The organism is Mesorhizobium sp. AR02 (assembly GCF_024746835.1).
Taxonomy (GTDB): Bacteria; Pseudomonadota; Alphaproteobacteria; order Rhizobiales; family Rhizobiaceae; genus Mesorhizobium.
Genome location: NZ_CP080530.1, coordinates 762,358 through 786,956, shown reverse-complemented (window position 1 = coordinate 786,956; position 24,599 = coordinate 762,358). Strand labels below are relative to the sequence as shown.

Genomic DNA, 24,599 nt, shown 5'->3' with positions numbered 1-24,599 from the left:
GACAAATCCGGGCGACGCAGTCCTTCGAGCGACAGGGCTTTTCACAAATCTACGTCAAGCGCGGCTTAGCTAAGCTAGCTGTGGAGCCTCAGCATTTTGTTCCCGAACAAGCCGTCTCGGCTGACGACCGGCATCCGCACAGTCGTCGGCACAGCGATCTGGGTCAGCGTTCCGGCTTGTCGTCCCGGTCGATGAGGATGCGCTCGGCGGCCCCGTGAAGATCCTCATATTGACCACTCCTCAAGGCCCACAGAAAGCCGGACAGCCCCAGCGCGCCAAGGAACAGAGCTGCTGGTATGAGGTAGACGAGCGTCGTCATGACGGCTGCACCGACGCGCGAATGCCCGAACGCGTTGCCGAGGGAGCCCCCGTCACCTCGGCGAGCACAAAACCCTGCAGGCGCAATGCATTTCCGATGACAAGCAGCGACGAAGCAGACATCGCGATTGCCGCGATCAGCGGCGTGACGTGCCCCAGAATGGCGATCGGCACAGCAATGGTGTTGTAGACGATCGCGATGGCGATGTTCTGACGGATCAGCCGGCCGGCCTTCCGTGAGACGTCCAGGGCAAGGGGTACGGCCAAAAGGCTTTCGCGCAGGAACACGAAGTCCGCGGCGTTGCGGCCAATATCTGCAGCGGTGGCCGGCGCGATCGAGACATGTGCTGCCCCCAGCGCAGGCGTGTCGTTCAGGCCGTCGCCAACCATTAGAACCTTGCGGCCAGCTCTCGCCAGGGTCTCGATGCGTTCGACCTTGCCGGATGGCAGCAGGCACGGAACGAAGTCGCCGACACCCAGCATTTTTGCAACTTCACCGCAGGCGCCTGCGGTATCGCCCGACAGCATCTCCATGGACACCCGGGCATCGTTCAACTGCACAATGGCTGCCCTTGCGTCGGCACGCAGTGCGTCCTCGAAAACGAAGGACGCGACAATGATCCCGTCTTTCGTCAGGACCGTTCCGCCATAGCCATGCTTTCCTTCGCCACCGGTCCGGGCCTTCCATCCAGCCCATCCGCGTCGGCCCAGCCGCCAGATGCTCCCATCGACAGTGGCTTCGATCCCGAATCCTGGATGCTCGCTGACAGCATCGAATTTGTCCTGCCCGCCGGAAGCGGCAAAGCCGGCTATGGCCTTTGAAAATGGGTGACGCGAGTGCGCGGCCATGTCTGCCGCCATTGCCAGCATGGCCGGATCGATCGAGGCCGCATTGACGAGACGGGGCTGACCGAGCGTAAGTGTTCCGGTCTTGTCGAATACAGCCGTGTCGATGGTTGCCAGGCGCTCCATGGCCGAGCCGTCCTTGACCATGATGCCGTTCTCGAACAGGCGCCGCGCGGCGACCACCTGCACGATCGGCACGGCGAGGCCGAGCGCACACGGGCATGTGATGATGAGGACGGCGATGGCGATCGTCATCGCCCTGTGCCAGTCGCCAGTCGCCGCCATCCAGCCCGCGAACGTTACGAAGGCGGCAAGGTGAACCACTGGCGCATAAAGCGCTGAAACGCGGTCGGCAATCCGGCGATAATGCGCGCGACCGCCCTCGGCGGCTTCCATCAGCCGAACCATTTCTTCCAGGAAGGAATCTTTTGCGGCGGCTGTCGCGTGGACGGTCAGCGGGCCGGTGAGATTGAGAATGCCGGCCTGTACCGCCTCCCCTGACGCCACGGTTCTGGGAGTGCTCTCACCGGAAACCAGCGAACAGTCGAGATCCGAAGATCCCCGAATGATCTTGCCGTCGACGGGAATCCTTTCGCCGGCAGCGATCAGCAGCTGCATGCCAGGTTCGATCTCGCCAACCGGCAGATAGTCGCGCGCGCCATCGCCGCGCAGCACCATGGCGCCACGCGCCGCCAGCTGCGACAGGCCCTTCACGGCGCTTCGGGCTCGTTCGCGCATCACATGATCCAGCGTGCGGCCGATCAACAGGAAGAACAGCAAGGATACCGACGCGTCGAAATAGGCGTGGTCGCCATGGTTGATGGTCTCGTAAAGGCTCATGGCATAGGCGAGCGACACCCCGACCGCGATGGGCACATCCATGTTCATGCGGCCGTGGCGTAGCGCATTCCACCCCGAACGGAAGAAGATGCCGCCGGCGAAGGCAAGTGCGGGAATGGCGATTAGTGCCGAGACCCAGTGGAACAGATCGCGGGTCGCGCCTTCGGCGCCCGACCAGACCGACACCGAAAGCAGCATGATGTTGCCGGCCGCAAAGCCGGCAACCGCGACGGCGCGGATCAGCTCCGACAGCGTCTTGTCCTTGCCGTAAGCCTCGGGTTCGAACAGGTGTGCGTCATAGCCCAGCCGTCCAAGTGTGGCGACGAATGGCGGAACCTCGTCGCCGCGCCACCGGACCGAAACCCGTTTCGTCGACAGGTTGACGCGGGCGCCCTCGACCCGGTCCAGCTTTCCAAGCGCCGTTTCGATCGCCCGGATGCAGGCTGCACAATGAACCGCCGGTATTGAAAGATCGGTCTGATACAGGTCGCCGCCCAGCGAACGGCTCGCCAGTTTGACTTCTTGGCTCGACGGCAAAACGGATGCGGCGCCAGCGACATCCAGCGCCATTTTGGCGCCCGGTGCACAGCAGCTCATTGCAACGCACCTTGGGAAATGATGATACGGTGAACTTCCCGATAGGGCTCCGCGAGACCGGCGTCGGCATCGACTTCGACGATCCAGACGCCGTCCCTGGGCGTGTGGTGCGCGGCAAATTCCTGATCCGTTGCGAGAGTTAAAATGATGGACTTGTCCTCGGCCTCATAGGCAGGATGACGGAACAGGACGCTGACGCCGTCCAATGGGACCAGCTTGCCGGCGGCGTCGCTGAGGCTGTAACGGACTTCGCCCGACGCGATCGTCAGTTTGCCAGTCCAGCCGAGCGCGGCCTGCGCGCGCCCTTCCTCGGCCCTCCTGTTGAATTGCTGGCTGGCCACATAGGTGTTTTCGACGACGAGGCCGGTCCAACTCGTGTTGGCGAGTGTCGCCATGGTCAGATTGACGCCGATGACCACAGCGAAAAAGGCGAGAATGGTGACCAACATATGCCCGCCGGTGAATTCGCGGGATTTCTGCGGATTGGCGCTCATCTGACGATCTCCGGTGCGTTGAAAGTGGCCGTGTATTCGTCCGACTCGAAGCTCGCCTTGTCTTCGACCCGGAATTTGAATGTTTGCGCTTGGCCCTTGATCTGTTCCGCCGGCTGGCGAACGAAAACCTTCAGCATCTTCAGCCGGTCGGGTTCGACCGGAATGGCAAAGGAGCGATCCGCAGGCAGGTCGTCGATCCCGACGACGCTCATCTCGGCCTCCGGCAGGCCCTGCATGGTGACGACGATCGTCCTGGGCTCGGGGATCATGTTGAGCAGCTTGACGGTGTAGCCATTGCGGATCGAACCGTCGGACAACACGACGAACTGCGGATTGCGGTCGTGCAGAACGTTGACCTCGAGCCGGTCGCGCGTCAGAAGCGAATAGAACAGGGTGAGACCGACCGCCGACCACGCACCCATGTAGACGAACGTGCGCGGCCTGAAGATCTTGCGAATGTGGAAATGGGCCAACCTGTCGGCGAAAGCGCCGTCGGCAGTGCGCACCAGCGAAGGCTTCACCGCGCTGGAGCCGCCCCCGGTCGCCACCGCCATGTTGGCGTTGTAGTCGGACAGCGTCGCATAGGAGATCAGCCCGCGCTCCTTGCCGAGCTTGTCCATGACGCTGTCGCAGGCGTCGATACAGAGCGCGCAAGTGATGCATTCGAGTTGCTGGCCGTCGCGAATGTCGATCCCCATCGGGCAGACCGCGACACAGGTGTGGCAATCGACGCAGTCTCCGACCAGCTGCCCAGTGGCCTGAACCTTCTTGGCGTGACGCGAACGAGGTTCGCCGCGCCAATCATTGTAGGTCACCGTGAGAGAATTCTCGTCGAGCATGGCCGCCTGAATGCGCGGCCACGGGCACATATAGGTGCAGACCTGCTCGCGCATCAGTCCACCGAATGTGTAGGTAGTCGCCGTCAGCACGGCGATGGTGATGTAGCCGACGGGTGCGGCGGTGCCGGTGAAGACTTCGCCCATCAGCTTTGGCGCGTCGGCGAAATAGAAGATCCAGGCGCCCCCTGTCGCCGCCCCTATGACCAGCCATGTGGCGTGTTTCGATACGCGCAGCATACGCTTGCGCGCTGTCCAGGGTCCGGCGTCGAGTTTCATGCGCGCGTTGCGATCTCCTTCGATCGCGCGCTCGACGACCAGAAACAGGTCGACCCATACGGTCTGCGGGCAGGTATAGCCGCACCAGGCCCGACCAACTGTGGAGGTGACCAGGAAAAGGCCAATGCCGGCCATGACCAGCAGGCCAGCCACGTAGTAGAATTCCTGCGGCCATATTTCGATGAAGAAGAAGTAGAAGCGGCGGTTGGCAAGATCGACCAGCACGGCCTGATCAGGCGCGAACGGCCCTCGATCCCATCGCAGCCAGGGCGTCAAGTAGTAAATGCCCAGCGTGATTGCCATCACCAGCCACTTGAAGCGGCGAAAGCTGCCTGAAGCGCGCTTCGGGAATACCTTCTTGTGCGGGGCATAAAGCGGCTGACGGGCCTTGGCGGAGTTGACCGATTCGGCTTCGAGCCGTTCAATTTGCATGTTTTCAAGCACGAGAAGCTCCAGTCCAGGCGACGATTTCGCGGCGGAAGCCCGACCGATCGGTTCTGGCTGATGGCCACGTTGAGCACGCTTTGCCGCATGGCGAATTGCACCGCGTTGATGCAAGTCATTCGCCGGATGCCGGAATGGTGTCGAGGCCCGGCGCAAGCCGAGCCCCGTCGCTTGGCGGGGAGGGCCGAGAATAGGCTTCCGTTCCTATTCTCCGCCGCCAAGCGAATGGACATAGACTGCGAGTTCTTTGACCTTGGTCTCGCCGAGACGCCCGATCCAGGCCGGCATGACGCCGTGCTTCGGCGCGCGGACCTGCGCAGCAATAGCCGTCTCGCCCGGTCCATAGAGCCAGATGGCGTCGGTCAGGTCGGGCGCGCCAAGTTCCCTGTTGCCCTTTGCTGTGTCGCCATGACAGGCGACGCAATTTTCCGCGAAAACCTTGGCGCCGGGCTCGATCAGACTTGCGTCCCGGACCAAGTCGGACAGGCTGGCAACGTAGGCGCTGACCTGTGCGATCTGGTCCGCCGTGATGATGTCGCCAAAAGCCGGCATTTCCGACAGTCGCGTATCCGGGTCTGACGCGAAGCGGATGCCGTGGGTGACCGTCTGCTGGATCTGCTCAGCGCTGCCGCCCCACAGCCAATCGTCGTCGTTGAGGTTTGGAAAACCTTTGGAGCCTTGCGCGCCGGAGCCATGGCACTGCACGCAATTGACCCTGAATGCCGCACCGCCGGCAGCCACGGCGAACTCGCGCAATGCGTCGTCGGCAGCAATCTCCGAGGCGGTTTTCGATTCCACCGCTGCGACATATTTGGCCTTGGCGGCTTCGGCGGCCGCCAGTTCATTCTTGACGTGGTTGCGGCTCGAATAGCCGAGCACACCTCTGGTCGCGGAAGTAAGCATTGGCCATGCGGGATAGGCGATGGTGTAGCCGATCGCCCAGACAATGGTGATGTAAAATGTCGTGACCCACCAGCGCGGAAGTGGGTTGTTGAGCTCCCGGATGCCATCCCACTCATGGCCGGTCGTTGAGATGCCCGAGACCTCGTCGATGTGCTCGCTGCTCATGATCAATCGTCCTTGAGAGGAATTCGAGCGGCTTCGTCAGCTTGCCTGCGGCCGCCAGGGCGAAGCGCGAAGGCAACGCATCCGACGAAGAAGAGCGCCATGGCAAGGAGGCCCCAGCTGTCGGCGATTTCCCGCATCAAATTGTAGTCCACGATCACACTCCTCAGCGGTAGCCGGCGGCTTCGTCGTAGGTCTTGAAATCGACCAATGTGCCAAGCATCTGGAGGTAAGCGACCAAGGCATCCATTTCGGTGACCTGATGCGGATTGCCGTCGAAGTCGCCGACCTTGGCTTTTGGATAGCGCGCCTCGAGGCCCGAACTATCGGCGTTCGGGTCGGCCTGTGCCATCAGATCGGCGTTGGCGTGCGCGATCATGTCGTCGGTGTAGGGGACGCCGACGCGCGCGTTGGCAACCAGATGGGTCGAGAAGTCCTTCACGTCGATCGGCGCGTCTTTGAGGAACGCGTAGTTCGGCATGATCGATTCCGGCACCACCGAGCGCGGATCGGCAAGATGCTGTACGTGCCATTCGTTGGAGTAGCGGTCGCCAACCCGGGCGAGGTCCGGTCCGGTGCGCTTCGATCCCCACTGGAAAGGGTGATCGTAGATCGACTCGGCCGCCAGGCTGTAGTGCCCATAGCGCTCGACCTCGTCGCGGAACGGTCTGATCATCTGGCTGTGGCAGAGGTAGCAGCCCTCGCGCACATAGATATTTCGTCCAGCAAGTTCGAGCGGCGAATAGGGCCGCATGCCTTCGACCTTCTCGATCGTATTGTCGAGATAGAAGAGCGGCGCGATCTCGACGATGCCGCCGACCGTCACCACCAGAAGGGAGCCAACGAGAAGAAGCGTGGCGTTCTTCTCGATGATGGCGTGTTTGTCCATCAAGCCCATTTTCTGGCTCCTGATCGCGCACGCTGGAGGGCGGGGATGGAGCCCGACATCGGATCCTCCTCGCGTTGGTAGCCAAAGATGGTCATGGCGATGTTCCAGGCCATGATAAGGGCGCCGGACAGATACATCGCGCCGCCGATGGCACGCATGATGTAGTAGGGATGCATGGCAGCGACGGTTTCGGCGAAGGAGTAGATCAGGAAGCCCTGCTCGTCGTATTCGCGCCACATCAGGCCTTGCATGACGCCGGAGACCCACATCACCGCCGCGTAAAGGACGATTCCGAGCGTCGCCAGCCAGAAGTGCCAGTTGACCAGCCGCAGTGAATAGAGCCGCTCGCGGTTCCACAGCTTCGGCACCATGAAATAGATCGCGCCGAACGAGATCATGCCAACCCAGCCAAGCGCGCCGGAGTGGACGTGCCCGATCGTCCAGTCGGTATAGTGCGACAGCGAGTTGACCGTCTTGATCGCCATCATCGGGCCTTCGAAGGTCGACATGCCATAGAAGGCGATGGCCATCACCATCATGCGGATGATCGGATCCGTACGCAGCTTGTCCCAGGCGCCGGACAGCGTCATCAGGCCGTTGATCATGCCGCCCCAGGAGGGCATCCAGAGCATGATCGAAAACACCATGCCAAGCGTCTGCGCCCAGTCGGGCAGAGCGGTGTAGTGCAGGTGATGCGGACCAGCCCAGATATAGAGGAAGATCAGCGCCCAGAAGTGGATGATCGACAGGCGGTAGGAATAAACTGGGCGGTTCGCCTGCTTGGGCACGAAATAATACATCATGCCGAGAAAGCCGGCGGTCAGAAAGAAGCCGACGGCATTGTGGCCGTACCACCACTGCGTCAGGGCGTCCTGTACGCCGGAGAAGGCGGAATAGCTTTTTGAGCCAACGAACGAGACGGGCATCGACAGATTGTTGATCACATGCAGCATCGCGATGGTCACGATGAACGACAGATAGAACCAGTTGGCGACGTAGATATGCGGTTCCTTGCGCTTCAGGATCGTGCCGAGGAACAGGATGAGATAGGCGACCCAGACGATGGTCAGCCACAGGTCCACATACCATTCGGGTTCGGCATACTCGCGGCCCTCGGTGATTCCGAGCAGGTAGCCTGTCGCAGCCATGACGATGAAAAGCTGGTAACCCCAGAACACGAACCAGGCGAGATCGCCGCCAAACAGCCGGGCGCGGCAGGTGCGCTGCACGACATACAGGGATGTGCAAAGCAGTGCATTGCCCCCGAAAGCAAAAACGACGCCCGACGTATGCAGCGGCCGCAAGCGACCGAAATTGAACCAGGGTTCGATGTTGAGATCCGGATAGGCGAGCTGCAGCGCGATGACCACACCGACCAGCATGCCAACGACCCCCCAGATCACCGTTGCGACAGCCCCGTAGCGTATCGGCCCATCCATGTAATCGGCGGGGTGGATCGGAACTGCTGGCTTGAACTCCGTGTTGCGCAACAGGATCGCAGTGAAGCCAGCCACGGCGAAGAATAAAACCCACATATGCTGGCGAAAAGGTTCGTCTACGCCGAAGCCGGCAGCCACCAGGGCCGCAAAAGCAAACAGGCTTAGAAGGACGATCTCAGTGCCGAATTTCATCGCAAGTACCGATCTCCAATTCCGGCGGACCCAACTCCGCAGTGCATTGATTGCGCAGCCGCCGCCTGCTCGCCCTGATCCATGTCAGATCGTAGGATTTTGCTTCGGGCAGCATCGAGTTCGGTGCGATCAGAAGGTGGCGATTGAACGAGGAAACGCAGCACGGGCCGCCCCGCTCATGGACAAGTCCGGCGTCTGCGGGCCGGCCGGCGTGGAGGCGATTCCGTGTGATGTGATGAAGCGCGCGCAGGGAAAACTGCAGCTCTGCAATGCTTAGGAAAATATCGCTGATGCGCTGCCCAGCGTCGATCGCCTGAAGTGCCTCGGCACGGCCCACGCAATCCTCCCATTTTTGCGCAAGCGTTCATCAATATGAAGAAACGATCGTCTTTCCCGCCTACGAGGCCGCTGTCGTTGGCGGCGATGCCAGCCTCGCTTCTACCCGGCGGTTGCGCGCCGAACACGTCGAAGACGAGTGCTTTGCTGGTGAGGTGACTGAATTCTGCTAGCGATCGGCCATGGCGAGACGGTGGAGAATGCGGAAGCCGTCGGTTTCATTCTGCGCGGCTTTCTTCGAAGGCTTGCGGCGACACACATCCCTTTCGAACGCGAACAAATCCTGCTGCGGGTCGGAGTAGGCGACGGCCCCGCGCGCTTAGGTCTCATCTAAAGGGCGCTTGCGCCTCGGCCGCCGCAGCGCTGCTCCAGCCGGCTGACGCTGTCCACCGTGACATGGCGATTGTTCTCGATCCGGATCACGCCGTCCATTCTCAGTCTGGTCAGCTGGCGGCTCACAGTCTCGTTTGTAAGTCCAAGGAAATCAGAGATCTCGGCACGCGTCAGCGGCAGATCGAAGCACGCCGACCTGGCCGCCGGGCCAACACTGGAATCGATATTCCGGGCGATCATGAGGAGAAAGCTCGCCACCTTCTCCGGTGCGGTCTTGCGCCCCAGAGTCACCATCCATTCGCGTGCCTCGTCGAGTTCGTTCAGCGTCTGCTTGAGCAGGCGATGCTCAAGTTCCGGTGATTCCTTCATCATCCGTTCGATGGCCGCCCTCGGAAACGAGCACAGCGAGACAGCGGTTGCCGCTTCCGCATTGATCGCGCTTTTCACCTTGAAGGGCCGTCCCAGAAAATCTGGTGCGAACTGGAGGCCGACGATTTGCTGGCGGCCGTCCGAAAGGCTCTTCGTCAGCTTCACCACGCCTGAAAGCACGTTTGAATAGCTGTCGACGGCCTCGGCGTCGCCGATCAGTTCGGCCCCCGGCTCGATCTTGTGCCGCGACGAAGTCTTGGCGAGCCGCGCCAAATCGTCTGGATCGAGCGCACCGCAGACGCCGCGGTGCCGTACCTCGCAGGGTAGGCAAAGAACGGGAATGCCGGAACTATGAATATCTTGCCGTACTGTCATTCCATCGCTCTACCGATCCCAAGTGCGAGCAGGATAGCAATCGACGGTAGAAAAATCGTTGCGGCAGTTTGTCCGTGCTGGAGGTTGACCGAAATCAGGGCTTTGGCTGTTCGACGCGTCCAGAGTTCCGGCGACTCAAACACGGTGGACCAAGACATGCGACCGGAATTAACTGCCAGACTTGGCGAGAACGTCCCCCGCTACACCAGTTACCCGACCGCGCCGCATTTCCATCCAGGCGTCGATGCGGCGGTCCAGAAAGGCTGGTTGGAGGCCCTCGAAGGCGGTGACGAGATATCACTTTACCTGCATATTCCCTATTGTGACAGGCTCTGCTGGTTCTGTGCGTGCCATACCAAGCAGACGCGCCACTATGAGCCGGTGACCGCTTATCTGCGCTCGCTACGCGCGGAGATCGCGACGGTTGCCGCCCTTATCAGCGGGAAGGTCTTCGTCCGCGCAATCCACTTCGGCGGCGGCTCGCCGACAATGCTGAAGCCTGAGGATATGGTGGCTCTAGGCGCGTTCATGCGGGACAGCTTCGATTTTGTTCCGAATACGAAAATCAGCATCGAGATCGATCCGAACGATATGGACGAGGCACGCCTTGATGCACTTGCCGAAATTGGCATGACGCGGGCGAGCCTCGGCGTGCAGGATTTCGATCCGAAAGTGCAAAAGGCGATCAACCGCGAACAAAGCTTTTTGCAGACCAAGGCAGTCGTCGACGGAGTTCGTTCCCGTGGCGTCGAGTCCGTCAATCTGGATCTGCTCTACGGCCTGCCGCATCAAACCAGGGAGAGCCTGTGTTCTACCGTCGCGCAGGCGCTCACCCTGGAACCGGACAGGATGGCGCTGTTCGGCTACGCTCACGTGCCCTGGTTCAAGAAACATCAGACGATGATCGACGAGGCATGGCTCCCCGGTCCCACGGAGCGGTTCGCGCAATCGCAACTCGCCGCGCGGGCGATTTTGGACAAGGGATATGAAGCAATAGGCCTCGACCATTTCGCCAAGCCGGGCGATGCGCTGGCGGTGGCGGCCTGCACAGGGGCCCTGCATCGCAACTTCCAAGGCTACACAGAGGATCGCTGCGAGACGCTGATCGGTGTCGGTCCCTCGTCCATCAGCCGGTTTCGCCAGGGCTACCTGCAGAACAATCCTTCGACCGCTGAGTACGGACGTATGGTCGCCAATGGCGGGCTGGCCGCCGTCCGCGGCATCGCCTTTTCCGACGACGATCGCGTCCGTGGCTGGATCATCGAGCGGCTGATGTGCGATTTCGCCTTCTCGGCGATCGACCTGGTGGAGAGCTTCGGGGAAGCCGGCCAAAAGCTCCTTTTTCAGGCAAGCTCAATCGCTCTTCAGGATCCTGCTCGACTGCTTGAACTGCAAGGCGAAAGTTTCGTCGTGCTGGCGGAAAGCCGTCCCTTCGTGAGGAGCGTTGCGGCGAAGTTCGACAAATATTTTGAAAGTGGAACGGCCAGGCACTCGGTGGCAGTCTGAGCACCGCAGAGGACCGGTCACGGTTTTCAGTCGATCGTGAACCGATGCGCTACGCTTTGACCATTCATCGGCTACAGTCGCATTGCGGACCAGATACGAAGGTCTTGGGCCATAGGCGTCAGGTCGTGCCATCCGGCGCCGTCCACCCCTCGGCCCGTGCGAGGAGCCGGATCGGGGCATTCTCGGCGCTTCGGTGGATTCCGACGGCTCGCGCTATGGGCTGATCCAGATTCCCGCCGGAGGAAGCAACACACCATTCCACGGCAATCTTGACCTCTACCAAACCCGCATGACGATCGCCGACGGCCGCGAAGTGTTCGCCAAGGCCGTGGAGATGATGACTGCCTGCTCGCAGGACGCGCTCGCCGCGGCCGGGATGCGGTCGCGGGATATCGATCGGTTCGTTCCGCACCAGGCTAACGCCCGAATTTTCGATGCCGTCGGGAGGAACCTCGGCATTGCCGATCACGCGATCGTCAAGACGATCGCCGAATACGGCAACTCTTCCGCCGCGACGATCCCTCTCTCGCTGTCGCTGGCCCACCAGACGGAGCCGTTTCGGCAGGGCGAGAAAATTCTTCTGGCGGCAGCAGGCGCGGGTCTGAGCGGCGGTGCGCTCGTCGTTGGAATCTAGCGGCGGCAACCGGCTGCGTAGAGTTGACCTTGTATGATGGGAAGGGCGCAGGCATTCGAGCGTAGACAGCGAGAATCGCTAAGCTTAGAGAACCCCAGGGTCGGGTGGCTCGAGACATAAGATATGGGAGGCGTCAATGGTCAGCCTAAGCCGGGCTCAGCTCTATGATTTGGTCTGGGCCAAGCCGATGACACAGATCGCCCGTGAACTCGGAGTTCGCGATCAGCATATCGCGCGGGCTTGCGATGTCTACAACATTGCACGGCCGCGAAACGGTCACTGGCAAAAGATCGAGCACGGCAAAGCAGTCCAAACGAAAGGGCTTAGCACCGACAGGTTCGGGGCAGATGAGATTGTCGTCATCGGCCAAGCTCCCGGTGAACACCTGCCGGAGTCAAAGCTGCTGGGGGTACCCCACGCAGATCAACTTGGCGGATCGACAGACGCACGCTCAAGCTGATGTGCCAACTTAAGGCTCAGCTCCAGCCTCTTCGCCGTCAATTGAGGGCAGGCTTATGATGACAGGTAACAAGCGACTGATGAAGGCGAGCGATATCCCCGCCTTCGTTGTGACGCTGATCAAGGCTGGCTGCGATATCTGTGCTGTCGGCGATACTCGCTATGTGCTTGGCGACGTCGAAGAAACGCTGGCGGCGTACGATGAGCTGGAGTGCATAGGCGAAGCGTTTGAAGACCGCGATTCTTTGATACGAAAGAGCGTTGCCTAGCTGCGTTCCATCGGTCGGTACCTTGATCCCGGTTCGCCGCCGACGCATTGGTCCGAAAACGAAAAATGGCACAGTAGGGAACACGGGGTTGGGTTCATCCTCGGGACAAAACCGCGCCTGCCCCGCCAACGCGCGGACCGATCGACAACAGCGGTGACGGCGCTTTCCAGCTTGTCCCATCATGGCGAATTGGACATGCAGCCAGTGAGCCGGCCGTGTTAACTTCGCCGTGTTGCCGGGATCGAGTCAGAGATGCCGGAATGCGGCCGATTACCGGGCAAGTTCCGCATGCGTCTCACGGCGGCGCGGCCCACCGAACGGTTCCCGGGGTCATGTAGACACCGCGCCACGCGCCGCGCCGCTGGCGCGCAGGTATAGTCCTCGGGCTGGCCGCATGGAGGCGCATATCCGCCCCGGTCGGGTCGATGTAGCTTCTCCAGTCGACGACCACCTCAGCCGCGTCGTCCGCAAGCAAAAATGTCAGGTTCATCACGACCGGCCATCTGGGCACGTGGAGGTTTTTCCAAGCAATCAGGCGCTTACTGTGCGCTGAGCGCGCTGGCACGGCTTTTGCACTCTTGATGGTGACTGCACGCAATGGGGCAAGACGAGCAATGCTTTCTCCCCTGAACCCGTGTGCCGTCTCTCTGAGCGGGAACAAGCTCGCGCAGAAAGCAAGCTTTGGAGAGCAACATTGGTGGCATTACAGATCGAGTCCCCGGCTCCTTCGATTAAAGTCGAGAACTGGCTGCGTGGCGAGCCCCTCACGAGCTTTCAGCCCGGCAAAGTGTACATCGTCGAATTTTGGGCAACGTGGTGCGGACCATGTGTGGACGGGATGCCCCATCTGATGCAGCTGCAGGAGAAATACAGGGAGAGCGGAGTTGAGATCGTCGGAGTCGCGGCTTCTGAAGACGCTCCAACGGCCGATGAGGCCCGAAGCAAGTTGGACGCTTGGTTGACTGAAAAGTTCTCGAATCTGAACTATCGGATCGCGTTCGACTCCACGGGCGAAATGGACAAGCTTTGGATGGAGCCCAGCTTTTCTGTCGCGATTCCGACCATGTTCGTGGTCGACCGAGACGGCCACATCGCCTTTATCGGTCATCCGATGGAACTCGATGAGGTCTTGCCGAAGGTGCTTAACGGCAGCTGGCGCGCCAGCGATCAAGCAAAATCGGCCGATACGGACCGGATCGCGGAAGGCGAAACCATAGCGCGCGAACAAGCGCTGAAGAAGCCGATCAATGATAGATTTTGGGCGGCGGTGGAGAAACAGGAGTGGAAGACGGCGCTCTCGGCGATCGAAGAGGGCATCGCCTTGTTGCCGGACAAGCTCGGTTTCCGCCGGTCTCATGTGAATCTGTTGCTTCACAAAATGCGCGACATTCAGGCCGGCTTGCCCGTCATGCGCCAATTCGTTCGCGACGCGATTAACAGAAACTCCGAGAATTGGATGATTGCGGCGCTAGACGAACTCTTCTTTCCGAACTTTGACTATTCGCACTTTCCGTCTGCTGAACGCTTGGCGATGGGAAAACAGCTGTCCGAACACATTCTGGCACTGAATCCCCCAGAAAGCGACCAATGTAAGCTCCTGCCTTATCCGGTGGCAGCTCTGTACTATCACGAGAGCGGCAACAAAGATCGGGCGATCGAGCTGATCGAGCTGGCACTGAATTCGCTGGGCAGTCCGGAGCTTATCGGGGACGGAGATAAACAGCGCGAAATATCGCATTTGCTGCAGTTCCTGGCCAACTTCAAGGGTGAGAAGGTTTGTTACGGCGCTCTATGTGCGGCTCCAAACAATGGCCGATTCGACCGCTGGTATACCGTTTGCGGCTGACCGTCAGGTTTATGTGAGGGACAGAATTGGCCGGGCGGACAGCTTTTTGATGCGAACGGTGCAAACCCGCGCCCGGCTTGCGAGATCGCCTGGCCCGATCTTTTGGGCCTATGTCAGAGGGACGGCGGCCCGCTACGGTACGCGCCTTCGGCTAGGCAGGCTATGAGCTGAGCTACGTGTTTGTCCGCTTCGAACCGATCGCCAGTCTGGAGCAGGTGCCTCTCGACACCTCCACCACACTGAGGCTTCATGCCGGTAGCGAATGCGATCTTGGCGGCATGGCCATCAACGCACAAGGGATGGCTTGGCTGGCGGCATGCCTTTGGCGATGTGGTGCCGCGCCCACGCATGCCTTCGCCGGCGGTCCAACGGGGAAGGCCTGTCGCACAATCGATACAGGACTTCGATGCCCGAACACCGGCGCCATCCTCAACAACTCCATAGATGAGGTGTCGGGCTCACAGCTTGGCAGCTTGGTCCAGGCAATTCCGGCCGCCGTCATCCCAATGAGGTGACCTCGACCAGAGCCTCGGCCTTGAATGGCATGATGGAGGTGTATGGGATGGCGGCAACGTCATTTTTGTCAATCCGAACGGGCTTCTTGCGACCGCTGCGGCTTTATCAACACGCCAAGGGCCACGCTGTCGACAGGCGGCGCGAGCTTGGCGCCGACGGCGTCCACGTCAACCGATCCTTCTGACAATGGGGACTTATACGATCACCCAGGGGGCGAAAGCCCATGACGATCATCGTCGCGCCGGCCGCGATCTGAAGCACACGTCCGGCGCGCTTCGTGCCTATCCCTTTGGCGAGGCTTTCGGTGAAAGACGCCGATGGCGGGACGGGAAGACCAAGGCCGGCTGAATAGATCCCGAGATGTGCGATCGTGTTCGGCCAGGTTGAGGAAAGCGCGCTAAATGCGGGACTGCCACGCTACCGATAGAACGGCGTGGTCCGCCGACTACCGCGTTGCCGGCCACGTAACAGATTTGGCCCGGCGCGAGAGGCAGCACGCATGGCCAGAGAACGCGCATTGCACCGGCCGCCACCACTTTCAAAATGCCGAAGTTGGTGATCCGGCAGGGTTATAACGCTTCGTTTTTTCCCGCTCTTTGGCGATTAAGCGTTTCAGCGTGGGAATCTCGGGCACCTTTGCAATCACTTCGTCGCCGAGCACCAACGCCGGCGTGCCGGTGATGTACAGCTTGGTGGCGAGCGCGCGATTGCGCTCGAGGGCGTTTGGGATGGCCGGATCATCCATGTCCCGCTTGAGCTGCTCAACATCGAGGCCCACCTGTTGTGCGATAGTCAGGATGGAGAATTCGCTGAGCCGGCCGGGAGCAGCCATAAGGGCGTGATGGAACGGCTCATATTTTCCCTGTTTGCGGGAGGCGAGCGCCGCCACTGCGGCGACTTTTGAGCCCGGTCCCTTGCCCGGATACTCTTTGTAGACAACCTTCAGATTGGGATCGTCCTTGAGGGCTTGCTGGATGATAAGGTCTGCCGTCCGGCAGTGCGGGCAGTTGTAGTCCAAAAACACCACCAGAGGGACGTCGCCATTCGGGTTGCCAGCAGTTGGCGCAGCGGGGTCGTTGAGGAGTGCGTCGCGCTGCTCCGGAATGAGCTTCCGCCAATCCGCGGCAAGCCGACGATGGTCTTCGAGCTGGCGCAGGTAGTCTGTGGCAACTGGATGATATCGCGCCGCCAGCCCAGAAAGAAGCAGGGCTAGGACTAAAAGAGCGACAAGGCTGGCTCTTTGTTCAGGCATGGCTCAGGCTCCAATCAACAGTGAACGGCGGGGCAGCAACGGCTGGCTTTGACGTGAAGGGGCCATCGCTTTAGTGTCTTGCCCCGCTGTTCCCGGACTACGGGAGGTTAAGGGTGCTCGTGCTATCCGAAGGGGTGCAAGCTGGCGGTTGCGGTATGACGGCTGCGCCCAATCAGCCGAACCATCCGTGAGCGGCGCGGTGTGCGCGCGAACCGCCCAGCCGTATCGCCGTTCGCCGAGCGGCTTCAGGCGGCCGAGTGCGATGGCTGAGCGTGACTGCAGCACAAACCTGCACGTAAAGCTGCGGATAAGAGGGCTTGCGAGGCGCGGGACTCGCGCTGCGGTTTGCGGGATCACAATATTCAACATACTACTTGTCTCCTGACCGGATCGAGGTGGGTTCCTCCCTCCCGGGCATCTCCCGTCGCTGCGCTCCGGTCGAACGTTGCACCACCAGGGTCGTCGCAAGCTCCGTGCCAATTGCGACAGCGCCGAGAAACGAGCAGGTTTCCGGAATTGATAAGGGCCTCTCGAGCCGTGCTTGTGCGGATTCCAGCACGCGCTGCTGGCGAATCCGTGCACACGCAACTTAACCTACGTCGGAAGCAGCCGCGTTGCAGGAACGGGGGCGGAATCCCCGCCGCCCTGCCCAGTCCGCTCATTCAGCGGTTGGCGGCGCAAACTGCGACTGGACCTTGGCCCACTGATCGGCCGTGCGGAAGCCGCCGTGATTGGAGTAGCATTCGACCGGGAATTTCATCCAGCGCGGCAGCCAGGTCTCGAGTTTCTGGCGACCGTTCTCGCCCGACAGGAAGTCGCGGACGATTCTGCGTCTAGTGTCGCGTCGCGGTGATTATGACTCTTTGAGAGATGGCGTGGGATAGGATTTTGCCATCTTCGCTCGGGCCTGCTGTGTGGAGAACATCCAGCGGATGCGGGCGCCACTTTCGGTGCGGCGGCGTTCCCAGGTCCGGATCTCTGTTTCAAGGAGGTCGCGGCTAGCGATGCGGCGATCAAGACATTGGCGGCGCATAACGCCGATTTCGATCTCGACGATGTTGAGCCAACTGGCGTGCCTGGGTGTGTAGTGGAACTCCAGGCGTCGCAAGATCCGACGCGCCTCGACTGCTGGAAAGGTCTGATAGACAGCGGAGGCCGTGTGGGTTGATAGGTTATCCATCACGACGCGGACCTTGTCGGCGCCGGGATAGTCCACGTCGACCAGGTCGCGCATGCAGACGGCGAAGTCCTCGTTTGCGCGCCGGTCGGTGACCTTGACCCTGCGCCACGACCGGTTGGCGTCGACCATGACAAAGAGGTTGGCCGTGCCGTTACGCTTGTACTCGGAGTCGTAGCGGTATCGCTTTCCGGGTTTCGGCACGATGGGCACGCGCACCTCGCCGATGAGCTGGATCGGACTTTCATCGAAGCAGACCACCGGTCGCTTGGGATCATGCGGCTCGGCATAGAGATCGAGGAGATCCTCCATGCGGGCGATGTACTCCCCATCGATATTGGCGATGCACCACATCTTCTGTTGCCAGGGCTTCAGATCGTTGTCGTTCAACCGCCGGCGGACGGTGTCGCGTGAGACGCTCGGGTGTTCCATCACTTCGACCAGGGCGTTGGCCAGAAGCTTCAAAGTCCACCGGGCGCATCCCTGCGGCGGATCAGAACAGGCCAGCGCCACCAGTTGCACCTCCTGCTTGCCGCTTAGTTTGCGAGCCGCCCCCGGACGCGGCCCTTCACTGAGGGCGGCCTCCAGGCTGATCTCCACAAAGCGCTTCTTGGTGCGGTAGATGGTCGAGTCGCTGGTCTGCACCGAGATGGCGATGGCCTCGTCGGCGACCCCGGCGTCGGCGGCCAGCAGGATCTGCATCCGCTTGAGCCGCCGCACCGGCAGTTTACCCCCGCTCACCAAAGCACGCAGCTCGTCTCGTTCGGATTGGCTGAGTTCGACCCGATATCGTATGTTCATTCCCAAAGCCCTTCTTGGTGGAAGAGCCGTAGGTGAATCTACAATGAATCTGGAGGGTTCTGTGTGGTCGCGGGCGCGATTGGGCGGGCACGCATGGGTCGCGACTACATTGAAGCCTGATTGAACTGAACCGCGGGATGGCGGGCGGGGCTATGGGGATTTAGGGGTCGACAGTGTGTCCGAGGCGCCGGAGCGGGCTCGCCGATCGCTCTGGGGCAGTCGCCCGTCGTCGCGATGCAGGACCATCTGCGACGCGAGAGACGGCGCCATTGGGTCGTTGACGCTGAGGTGCAGCGTTGCTGGCGATAGCCAGGCTGCGACTTTGACTAGCGGCGCGCAAAGGCCCGGCGGCGACTGTAGCAGACGCCGGGATGGACGGTGCGAGCGTGTCGGTGCGCGGCGTGTCATGAGGTGTCTGGCCAGGTCTGGGCCTTGCGCGGGATCGGGCCGAGCGAGGCCATGGCGCCGCCGCAGCCCGGACAGATGTCCAGGGAGCGCCCTGTGAGACAGCGGTAACGCTGGCGATAGTCGGCGGTCGGGTCCGGCGTCGGCGGCGTGGGCGCCGCCAGAAGAAGACGGCACTGGGCGAGCTTGGCGACGCGGTGGCCGTTGGCGAAGAGGCCGTAGTGGCGGATGCGATGGAATCCGTCTGGAAGAGCGTGCAGCAGGAAGCGCCGGATGAACTCGTCGGCGCTTAAGGTCATGAGCTTGTGCTTGGACTTGTCGTGGTGGCGATAGTCCTTCCAGCGGAAGCTGACCTTTCCCTGGTCCAGGCTCACGAGGCGGCTGTTGGCGATGGCGACGCGATGGGTGTAGCGGCCCAGATAGGCGAGGACCTGTTCGGGACCGCCGAACGGGGGCTTGGCGTAGACGACCCATTCGATCCGCTTCAGTCCAGCCAGTTGGGCGCAGAAAGTGGCAGGGTCGGCCAGGCTGGCGAGATCGCTGAAGAAGCGAAGCTGGCCGGCGTCGAAGGCGTCCTGCAGGTGCTCCAGGAATAGCCGCCTGAACAGGCGCGACAGAACCCGCACGGGCAGGAAAAATCCCGGCCGGCAGGCGATCCATCGCCGGTCCCCGGCCGTCGCCGGGGCAGGCTCGAGCGACAGGCCGCCGCCCGGCACGACGCAGTGGACATGCGGATGATGGTGGAGATTTTGACCCCAAGTATGAAGCACGGCGACCACGCCGATCTCGGCGCCCAGATGCCTGGGATCGGCCGCCGCCGCCCTCAAGGCTTCGGATGCGGCCTTGAACAGGATCGCATAGACCGCCGCCTTGTTCTGGAAGGCGATCTCAGCGATCTGGGCCGGGACGGTGAAGACCACGTGGAAGTATGGGACCGGCAGCAGCTCAGCCTGCCGCTCGGCCAGCCACTGGGCGCGGGCTAGGCCCTGGCACTTAGGGCAGTGGCGGTTGCGGCAGGAGTTATAGGCTTGCCGCACGAGGCCGCAGTCGGTGCAGTGTTCGGCGTGACCACCCAGGGCCGCGGTCCGGCACGCCTCCACCGCGGCCATGACCCGGCGCTCGACACGCCCGAGATGGCCGGCATGGTCGCGGCGATAATCATCCCCGTGACGGTGGAATACATCCGCCACTTCCAGATCCGGGCGCATGGCGCGCGGCTCAGCCGGGCGGCGTGATCTCCATGTGGAGTTGGTCAAAAGGACTGGCGGTCCGGCCGATCACTGCCGTTGAGACCTGGGCGTACAGTGTCGTCGTCGCCAGGCTGCGATGGCCCAGCAGCACCTGAATGATCCTTATGTCCGTGCCGGCTTCCAAAAGGTGGGTGGCGAAGCTGTGACGAAGGGTGTGCACCGTCACCCGCTTCTCAACGCCCAGGAACTCGCAGGCTGCTCGACAGGCGATCCCCAAGGTCTGCGGGTGGATCGGGCCGCGGCCATCGCGCCGGGGAAACAGCCATCGCCCCGGCTTGGTCAACCGCCAATAGACGCGCAAAATCTCCAGCAGCTGCGGCGACAGCATCACATAGCGGTCCTTGCCGCCCTTGCCCTGCTCGATGCGAATGACCATCCGGCTGCTATCGATGTCGCTCACCCGCAGACACGCCGCCTCCGCGGCGCGTAAGCCCGCCGCATAGGTGGTCATCAGAGCGACCCGGTTCCTCGTCCCCTTCACGGCCTGCAGAAAGCCGACCACCTCATCGGCGCTCAGCACGACCGGCAACTTGCGCGGCGTCCGGGCGTAAGCGATCCGCTCAGGCAGATCAGATCGACCCAGCGTCACGCCGTAGAAGAAACGCAAGGCGCAAACGGTCTGGTTCAACGCGCCCCACGAGACCCTTCGGCCCACCAAGTGGGCCTGATAGGCGCGCACCTCTTCGTATCCCAATTGATCGGGTGATCGTCCAAAAAATCGACTGAACTTCGCCACGTGATGCACGTAGGATCGCTGGGTCTCCGGTGACAAATTGCGGATCGTCAGATCTTCAATCATCCGCTGACGCAGAGGGCTTATCTGGGCCATCTGGGGTTCTCCTGTCTGGAAGGTTGGCTCGACACCAAATCTTCTCAGACAGGGGCCTCCTCAGGCCAGACCCGCGCGTCAGCTACCGCGGCAGCGGTTTAGTTGTGTGCCCAGCATGTTCAACCGCTTGGGGGTGAGAGTCCCTTAGCCAACCTGATGGAGGTGAAGGCTTAGCAAAGCGCAAGGGCATTACCGCGAGGTGGTGTCTGAAGGAAGCGTGGAGCAAAACCGCGACCTGACGAACAGAAACCGGATATGAGGCATCCCTGGCTGGACGAGCGGGCAACGTGTCGCGAAGTCCATATCCATCAAGGGGCAGGGCTGTAGATCCGGCAGGTGCGCGGGGAAGGCGATTGAACTTACCTGGGGAGGCCTGCGTCATGTTCCGACTTCGGAACTGAGGGAACCGCAAGGTGACCTGACCGTGATGCAGGAGTCAGCAGAGGGCATAGTAGGTGATGCTGTCGGTAAGGCTAGTGAGGCACTCCAAGGCCGAAAGGCGGAGCAAATGGATAGGCCGAGCCGGAAACGATGATCGAAGGCCCGAACGACTGGAAGTGGCAAGTAGGACTGGCAACTCATGAGTGGAAAGCGGCAGAAGACCCAGTGTTCACTGGCCCTGGCACCGAGGGATCGGGGTGAAGCCCCTGTCAACGGTTACCAAGGGGCCGAACCACTCGTGGCGAAGTCGGCACCCGAAAGCCCGGTTTGGACAGAACAGCTAATGGAGACGGTATGTAGCCGAGAGAATCTGGAAACAGCGTGGAAACGCGTTCGAAGCAACAAGGGTAGCCCAGGCGTGGATGGGATGACCATCGACGATGCCAAGGGCTACCTGCGTGAGCACTGGCCAAGCATCCGGTCTCGATTGCTTGAGGGAACCTATCAGCCGCAGCCGGTCAAGCGGGTCGAAATCCCCAAGCCGGACGGCGGGGTCAGAAAACTCGGCGTACCTTGCGTCGTCGACAGACTGATCCAGCAAGCCATGCTGCAGGTCCTCCAAGAGCAGTGGGACCCGACGTTCTCGGAGCACAGCTACGGCTTCCGCCCGGGACGCTCCGCCCATCAGGCAGTAGCCCAAGCGCAATGCTACATTGCCGAGGGTTACAGCTACGTGGTTGACCTCGACCTCGAAAGATTTTTCGACCGGGTTAATCACGATAGCCTGATGGCGCGCGTTGCCGCCAGGGTGTCCGATAAGCGTGCGCTCAAACTCATCCGTGCATTCCTCAATGCGGGGGTGATGGAGGACGGCCTGGTCCGTCCGGTGGACGAGGGGACCCCGCAAGGCGGCCCGCTCTCGCCCCTCCTAAGCAACCTCCTGCTCGACGATCTCGACAAGGAACTGACCCAACGTGGCCACCGTTTTTGCCGCTACGCCGACGACTGCAACATCTATGTTCGCAGCCGCCGCGCTGGCGAACGGGTCATGGCTTCCGTCAGCCGGTTCCTGACCAAGAAGCTGCGGCTGAAGGTCAACGAGGAAAAGAGCGCTGTGGCGCGACCGGAGGTGCGGAAGTTCCTGGGGTTCAGCATCTCGAATGACGGGAGCGAGCGGCGCATCGCGCCGAAGGCCCTCGACAAATTCAAGACGCTGATCCGGGACATGACACGCAGGACACGGGGGATCAGTCTGCCGCAGTTGATCAAAGAGCTGAAGCCATACCTCATCGGATGGCGCGGTTACTTCGGCTTCTGCCAGACCCCACGGGTGCTTACGAACTTGGAAGCGTGGATCCGCCGAAGACTACGCATGTATCTCTGGCGGCAATGGGGGAACGGGCACAACCGCTTCAAGGAACTGCGCCATCGTGGCGTCCCAAAGTTCAGTGCTGCGGCTGCCGCCGGTTCGCCGACGGAATTCTGGCGCATGTCAGGACACCCGGCGGTCCAACAGGCCCTGCGCAACCATTACTTCGAGTCTCTCGGCCTCCCTCGACTCCATGTCTCTGCCCAAGCTTAATCCGATCGAACCGCCGTGGTACGGACCCGTATGCCCGGTGGTGTGGGAGGGGTGGCGTCGCGAGGCGTCCCCCTATCCCGATCAATCAATTGCTTGACCGAAAGACGCCGGCGCCGACAGTACGGTTCACCGCCAAACAAGGCCAGTACCTCGCCTTCATCTGGGCCTATTCGCAGATCAATCGCCGCGCTCCGGCGGAGGCGGACTTCCAGCGCTACTTCAGGGTCACCGCACCGTCAGTCCATCAGATGCTCAAGACCCTCAACCAACTCGGCTTGATCGACAAGCAGCCCGGTGTCGCTCGCAGCATCCAGTTGCTCGTCCCGCCACAGGACCTGCCCATTCTCGGCGTAGACTAACCCGTCACAATCACTGCGACGGTACACTAGACCTTCTCGGCGAAATTGCCGTCCGCGCGACCGCTCGACTGCAACGTTGGCCAGCATGCGTCGGCAAGTTCCTTGTCGCGCAGGAGATCGAAGAAGGCATCGTCCGGCTGCCACAACGCGCCCATGCCGACATTCAGATGGTTACCGACCGCCTGGACCACGGCGCATCCGGCCTCCAGCGTCTCGCCATGACGATGGTGAGCGCGCGCACCACATCGTCGTCGGAGAGCTCCAAAGGCGGGCGAAGATAGGCGCCGTGTCATAGTCCCGCCATTGCCGCCGACCTCGCGCCCTCCTTATCCGGCGCCCCCGAACAAGGCCAAACCTCGCGCCGTTTTTCGCCTCGAGCTCCCGGGTCAAGTTTGAACGTCTCGTTCACGACGATCTGGCGTGCGGCGACTTTAACGGCGTGGGGCCTAGCATCGGATGCGTCAGACGACGTCATGCGGCGTGTCGCACGCGCTCTCATGGTCTTGGCCCTTCGGGACCGTGCCGATGGCCATGCCTTCTGGCGGCGCGAAGCGCGTGATCCCGTGTCCAAAGGCTGACAGCGGCAGACAAAATGTCAGGTTCACTACAACCGACATCTGGGCACTGTGGAGGTTCTCAAGGCAAATGGCGCTTACTGGGCGCTGCGGTGTTGGCACGGCCTTTGCAAATTAAGAGGTGGCAACACGGATCGAGGGTGACTGCACGCAAATCCGCAAGAGAAGCGATGCGTTCCTCCCCTGAACCCGTGTGCCCCCTCTAAGAGGGAAACAAGAGCATAAAGTCGCGCAAGCCTTAGCAGCAGCGTTGGGGAGCAACATGGAATTGCAGATGAACTGCACGGCACCTTCAATCAGTCGACAACTGGCTACGTGGCGAGCCCCTCACGAACTTCCTGCCGAGCGAAGTGCCCAATGTCGAATTTTGGGCAACGTGGTGCACACATTGTGTGGACGCAATGCCCCATCTGATGAAGCTGCAGGAGAAATACAGCGGAATCGAGATCGTTGGAGTCGCCGCGTGAAGACGCTCCAACGCCCGTTGAGGCCCAGACCAAGTTGGACGCGTGGTTGACCGAAAAGTGCTCGAATCTGAACTATCGGATCGCGTTCGACCACACAGGCGAAATGAACAAGCTTTAGAGGGAACCCAGCTTTTCTGTCGGGATTCCGGCCTCGTTCGTGGTCAGACCGAGACGGCCACATCGCCTTTATCGGTCATCCGATGCAACTCGATGAGGTTTTGCCGAAAGTGCTTAACGGCAACTGGCGCACCAGCGCTTAAGCGAAAGCCGCCGACACGGAGCGGATCGCCAGAAACGAACCCATAACGCGCAAGCAAAGCGTTGAAGAAGGCGATCGATGATGAATTTTTGGACGGCGGTGAAGACAGAGGATTGGAAGACGGCGCTCTCGGAAATCAAGAGGGCGTCGCCTTGTTGCCGGACAACGAAGCCAAAGCTCCGAAGTTTTGGACCGGAAGGAAATCAAAGCAGAATTGCGCTCTCTCTGCCAGAAAGCAGGAAGAGAATGAGCCCGGAAGCATACGCCATTGGTTAGGTTGGCGTAGTAATTTGTTGCACGATTTTGTGTCGTCTTTTGATCGATATATAGACGACAGAAGAAAGAGAAAGAACAAATAAATATGAGCGGGGAAGGTAAAA

At 61.1% G+C, this 24,599-nt stretch carries 23 protein-coding genes and 1 pseudogene; 9 read left to right on the top strand and 15 right to left on the bottom strand.

Annotated features, from left to right (window positions below; all coding sequences use genetic code 11):
* Nucleotides 1-163: 163 nt before the first annotated feature.
* The 10 genes from ccoS to DBIPINDM_RS03605 all read right to left on the bottom strand — a co-directional run bounded on the left by ccoS (nucleotide 164) and on the right by DBIPINDM_RS03605 (nucleotide 9,652).
* Nucleotides 164-319 (bottom strand): cbb3-type cytochrome oxidase assembly protein CcoS, encoded by a 156-nt coding sequence (gene ccoS, locus DBIPINDM_RS03650; protein WP_095496053.1) that lies wholly within the window; start codon nucleotides 317-319, stop codon nucleotides 164-166.
* Nucleotides 316-2,601: a heavy metal translocating P-type ATPase gene (locus DBIPINDM_RS03645; RefSeq protein WP_258580792.1), complete on the bottom strand. Its 2,286-nt coding sequence runs from the start codon at nucleotides 2,599-2,601 to the stop codon at nucleotides 316-318. The genes ccoS and DBIPINDM_RS03645 overlap by 4 nt, the downstream gene beginning before the upstream one ends.
* Nucleotides 2,598-3,095 carry a FixH family protein gene (locus DBIPINDM_RS03640; protein ID WP_258580791.1) on the bottom strand — a complete coding sequence of 166 codons (498 nt, stop codon included), beginning with the start codon at nucleotides 3,093-3,095 and terminating at the stop codon, nucleotides 2,598-2,600. The genes DBIPINDM_RS03645 and DBIPINDM_RS03640 overlap by 4 nt, the downstream gene beginning before the upstream one ends.
* Complete coding sequence (ccoG, locus tag DBIPINDM_RS03635; protein ID WP_416361696.1) at nucleotides 3,092-4,642, bottom strand: cytochrome c oxidase accessory protein CcoG; 1,551 nt, start codon at nucleotides 4,640-4,642, stop codon at nucleotides 3,092-3,094. The genes DBIPINDM_RS03640 and ccoG overlap by 4 nt, the downstream gene beginning before the upstream one ends.
* Before the next feature lie 216 nt (nucleotides 4,643-4,858).
* Nucleotides 4,859-5,722, bottom strand: coding sequence for a cytochrome-c oxidase, cbb3-type subunit III (gene ccoP / locus DBIPINDM_RS03630; protein ID WP_258580789.1), 864 nt, complete (start codon nucleotides 5,720-5,722; stop codon nucleotides 4,859-4,861).
* A gap of 2 nt (nucleotides 5,723-5,724) precedes the next feature.
* On the bottom strand, nucleotides 5,725-5,874 hold the full coding sequence (locus tag DBIPINDM_RS03625) for a cbb3-type cytochrome c oxidase subunit 3 (protein ID WP_258580788.1): 150 nt from the start codon (nucleotides 5,872-5,874) through the stop codon (nucleotides 5,725-5,727).
* A gap of 11 nt (nucleotides 5,875-5,885) precedes the next feature.
* Nucleotides 5,886-6,617: a cytochrome-c oxidase, cbb3-type subunit II gene (ccoO, locus tag DBIPINDM_RS03620; protein ID WP_258580787.1), complete on the bottom strand. Its 732-nt coding sequence runs from the start codon at nucleotides 6,615-6,617 to the stop codon at nucleotides 5,886-5,888.
* On the bottom strand, nucleotides 6,608-8,239 hold the full coding sequence (gene ccoN, locus DBIPINDM_RS03615; protein WP_258580786.1) for a cytochrome-c oxidase, cbb3-type subunit I: 1,632 nt from the start codon (nucleotides 8,237-8,239) through the stop codon (nucleotides 6,608-6,610). The genes ccoO and ccoN overlap by 10 nt, the downstream gene beginning before the upstream one ends.
* Nucleotides 8,223-8,576: a hypothetical protein gene (locus tag DBIPINDM_RS03610; RefSeq protein WP_258580785.1), complete on the bottom strand. Its 354-nt coding sequence runs from the start codon at nucleotides 8,574-8,576 to the stop codon at nucleotides 8,223-8,225. The genes ccoN and DBIPINDM_RS03610 overlap by 17 nt, the downstream gene beginning before the upstream one ends.
* Before the next feature lie 329 nt (nucleotides 8,577-8,905).
* A complete protein-coding gene (locus tag DBIPINDM_RS03605) occupies nucleotides 8,906-9,652 on the bottom strand; it encodes a Crp/Fnr family transcriptional regulator (protein WP_258580784.1) in 747 nt (248 codons plus the stop codon).
* Nucleotides 9,653-9,808: 156 nt separating this feature from the next.
* Between DBIPINDM_RS03605 and hemN the strand changes: the two genes are divergently transcribed.
* The 5 genes and pseudogenes from hemN to DBIPINDM_RS03580 all read left to right on the top strand — a co-directional run bounded on the left by hemN (nucleotide 9,809) and on the right by DBIPINDM_RS03580 (nucleotide 14,366).
* Nucleotides 9,809-11,158, top strand: coding sequence for an oxygen-independent coproporphyrinogen III oxidase (gene hemN, locus DBIPINDM_RS03600; RefSeq protein WP_258581216.1), 1,350 nt, complete (start codon nucleotides 9,809-9,811; stop codon nucleotides 11,156-11,158).
* Between the two features lie 148 nt (nucleotides 11,159-11,306).
* Nucleotides 11,307-11,792: pseudogene (locus DBIPINDM_RS03595) on the top strand (3-oxoacyl-[acyl-carrier-protein] synthase III C-terminal domain-containing protein); the annotation flags it as partial.
* A gap of 136 nt (nucleotides 11,793-11,928) precedes the next feature.
* Complete coding sequence (locus tag DBIPINDM_RS03590) at nucleotides 11,929-12,252, top strand: hypothetical protein (RefSeq protein WP_258580783.1); 324 nt, start codon at nucleotides 11,929-11,931, stop codon at nucleotides 12,250-12,252.
* A gap of 55 nt (nucleotides 12,253-12,307) precedes the next feature.
* On the top strand, nucleotides 12,308-12,520 hold the full coding sequence (locus DBIPINDM_RS03585; protein ID WP_258580782.1) for a hypothetical protein: 213 nt from the start codon (nucleotides 12,308-12,310) through the stop codon (nucleotides 12,518-12,520).
* Between the two features lie 697 nt (nucleotides 12,521-13,217).
* On the top strand, nucleotides 13,218-14,366 hold the full coding sequence (locus tag DBIPINDM_RS03580) for a TlpA disulfide reductase family protein (RefSeq protein ID WP_258580781.1): 1,149 nt from the start codon (nucleotides 13,218-13,220) through the stop codon (nucleotides 14,364-14,366).
* A gap of 1,054 nt (nucleotides 14,367-15,420) precedes the next feature.
* On the opposite strand, the gene DBIPINDM_RS03575 is transcribed toward DBIPINDM_RS03580, so the two are convergent.
* From DBIPINDM_RS03575 to DBIPINDM_RS03555, 4 genes are all read right to left on the bottom strand, one after another.
* Nucleotides 15,421-16,134 (bottom strand): DsbA family protein, encoded by a 714-nt coding sequence (locus tag DBIPINDM_RS03575; protein WP_258580780.1) that lies wholly within the window; start codon nucleotides 16,132-16,134, stop codon nucleotides 15,421-15,423.
* A gap of 853 nt (nucleotides 16,135-16,987) precedes the next feature.
* Nucleotides 16,988-18,112, bottom strand: coding sequence for an IS630 family transposase (locus DBIPINDM_RS03565; protein ID WP_258580779.1), 1,125 nt, complete (start codon nucleotides 18,110-18,112; stop codon nucleotides 16,988-16,990).
* 404 nt (nucleotides 18,113-18,516) lie between these two features.
* Nucleotides 18,517-19,725 carry an IS91 family transposase gene (locus DBIPINDM_RS03560; RefSeq protein ID WP_258580705.1) on the bottom strand — a complete coding sequence of 403 codons (1,209 nt, stop codon included), beginning with the start codon at nucleotides 19,723-19,725 and terminating at the stop codon, nucleotides 18,517-18,519.
* Between the two features lie 10 nt (nucleotides 19,726-19,735).
* Nucleotides 19,736-20,596 carry a site-specific integrase gene (locus tag DBIPINDM_RS03555; protein ID WP_258580706.1) on the bottom strand — a complete coding sequence of 287 codons (861 nt, stop codon included), beginning with the start codon at nucleotides 20,594-20,596 and terminating at the stop codon, nucleotides 19,736-19,738.
* Between the two features lie 580 nt (nucleotides 20,597-21,176).
* On the opposite strand from DBIPINDM_RS03555, the gene ltrA reads away from it, so the two are divergent.
* Nucleotides 21,177-22,559, top strand: coding sequence for a group II intron reverse transcriptase/maturase (gene ltrA / locus DBIPINDM_RS03550; protein ID WP_318036874.1), 1,383 nt, complete (start codon nucleotides 21,177-21,179; stop codon nucleotides 22,557-22,559).
* 80 nt (nucleotides 22,560-22,639) lie between these two features.
* Nucleotides 22,640-22,918 (top strand): LexA family protein, encoded by a 279-nt coding sequence (locus DBIPINDM_RS03545; RefSeq protein ID WP_258581105.1) that lies wholly within the window; start codon nucleotides 22,640-22,642, stop codon nucleotides 22,916-22,918.
* A 26-nt stretch (nucleotides 22,919-22,944) separates the two neighbouring features.
* On the opposite strand, the gene DBIPINDM_RS03540 is transcribed toward DBIPINDM_RS03545, so the two are convergent.
* Entirely contained in the window at nucleotides 22,945-23,109 is a 165-nt protein-coding gene (locus DBIPINDM_RS03540; protein WP_258580778.1) for a hypothetical protein, read from the bottom strand.
* Nucleotides 23,110-23,894: 785 nt separating this feature from the next.
* Here DBIPINDM_RS03540 and DBIPINDM_RS03535 point away from each other — a divergent pair.
* On the top strand, nucleotides 23,895-23,960 hold the full coding sequence (locus tag DBIPINDM_RS03535; protein ID WP_258581215.1) for a hypothetical protein: 66 nt from the start codon (nucleotides 23,895-23,897) through the stop codon (nucleotides 23,958-23,960).
* Nucleotides 23,961-24,281: 321 nt separating this feature from the next.
* Nucleotides 24,282-24,578 (top strand): hypothetical protein, encoded by a 297-nt coding sequence (locus tag DBIPINDM_RS03530; protein WP_258580777.1) that lies wholly within the window; start codon nucleotides 24,282-24,284, stop codon nucleotides 24,576-24,578.
* Nucleotides 24,579-24,599: the final 21 nt, after the last annotated feature.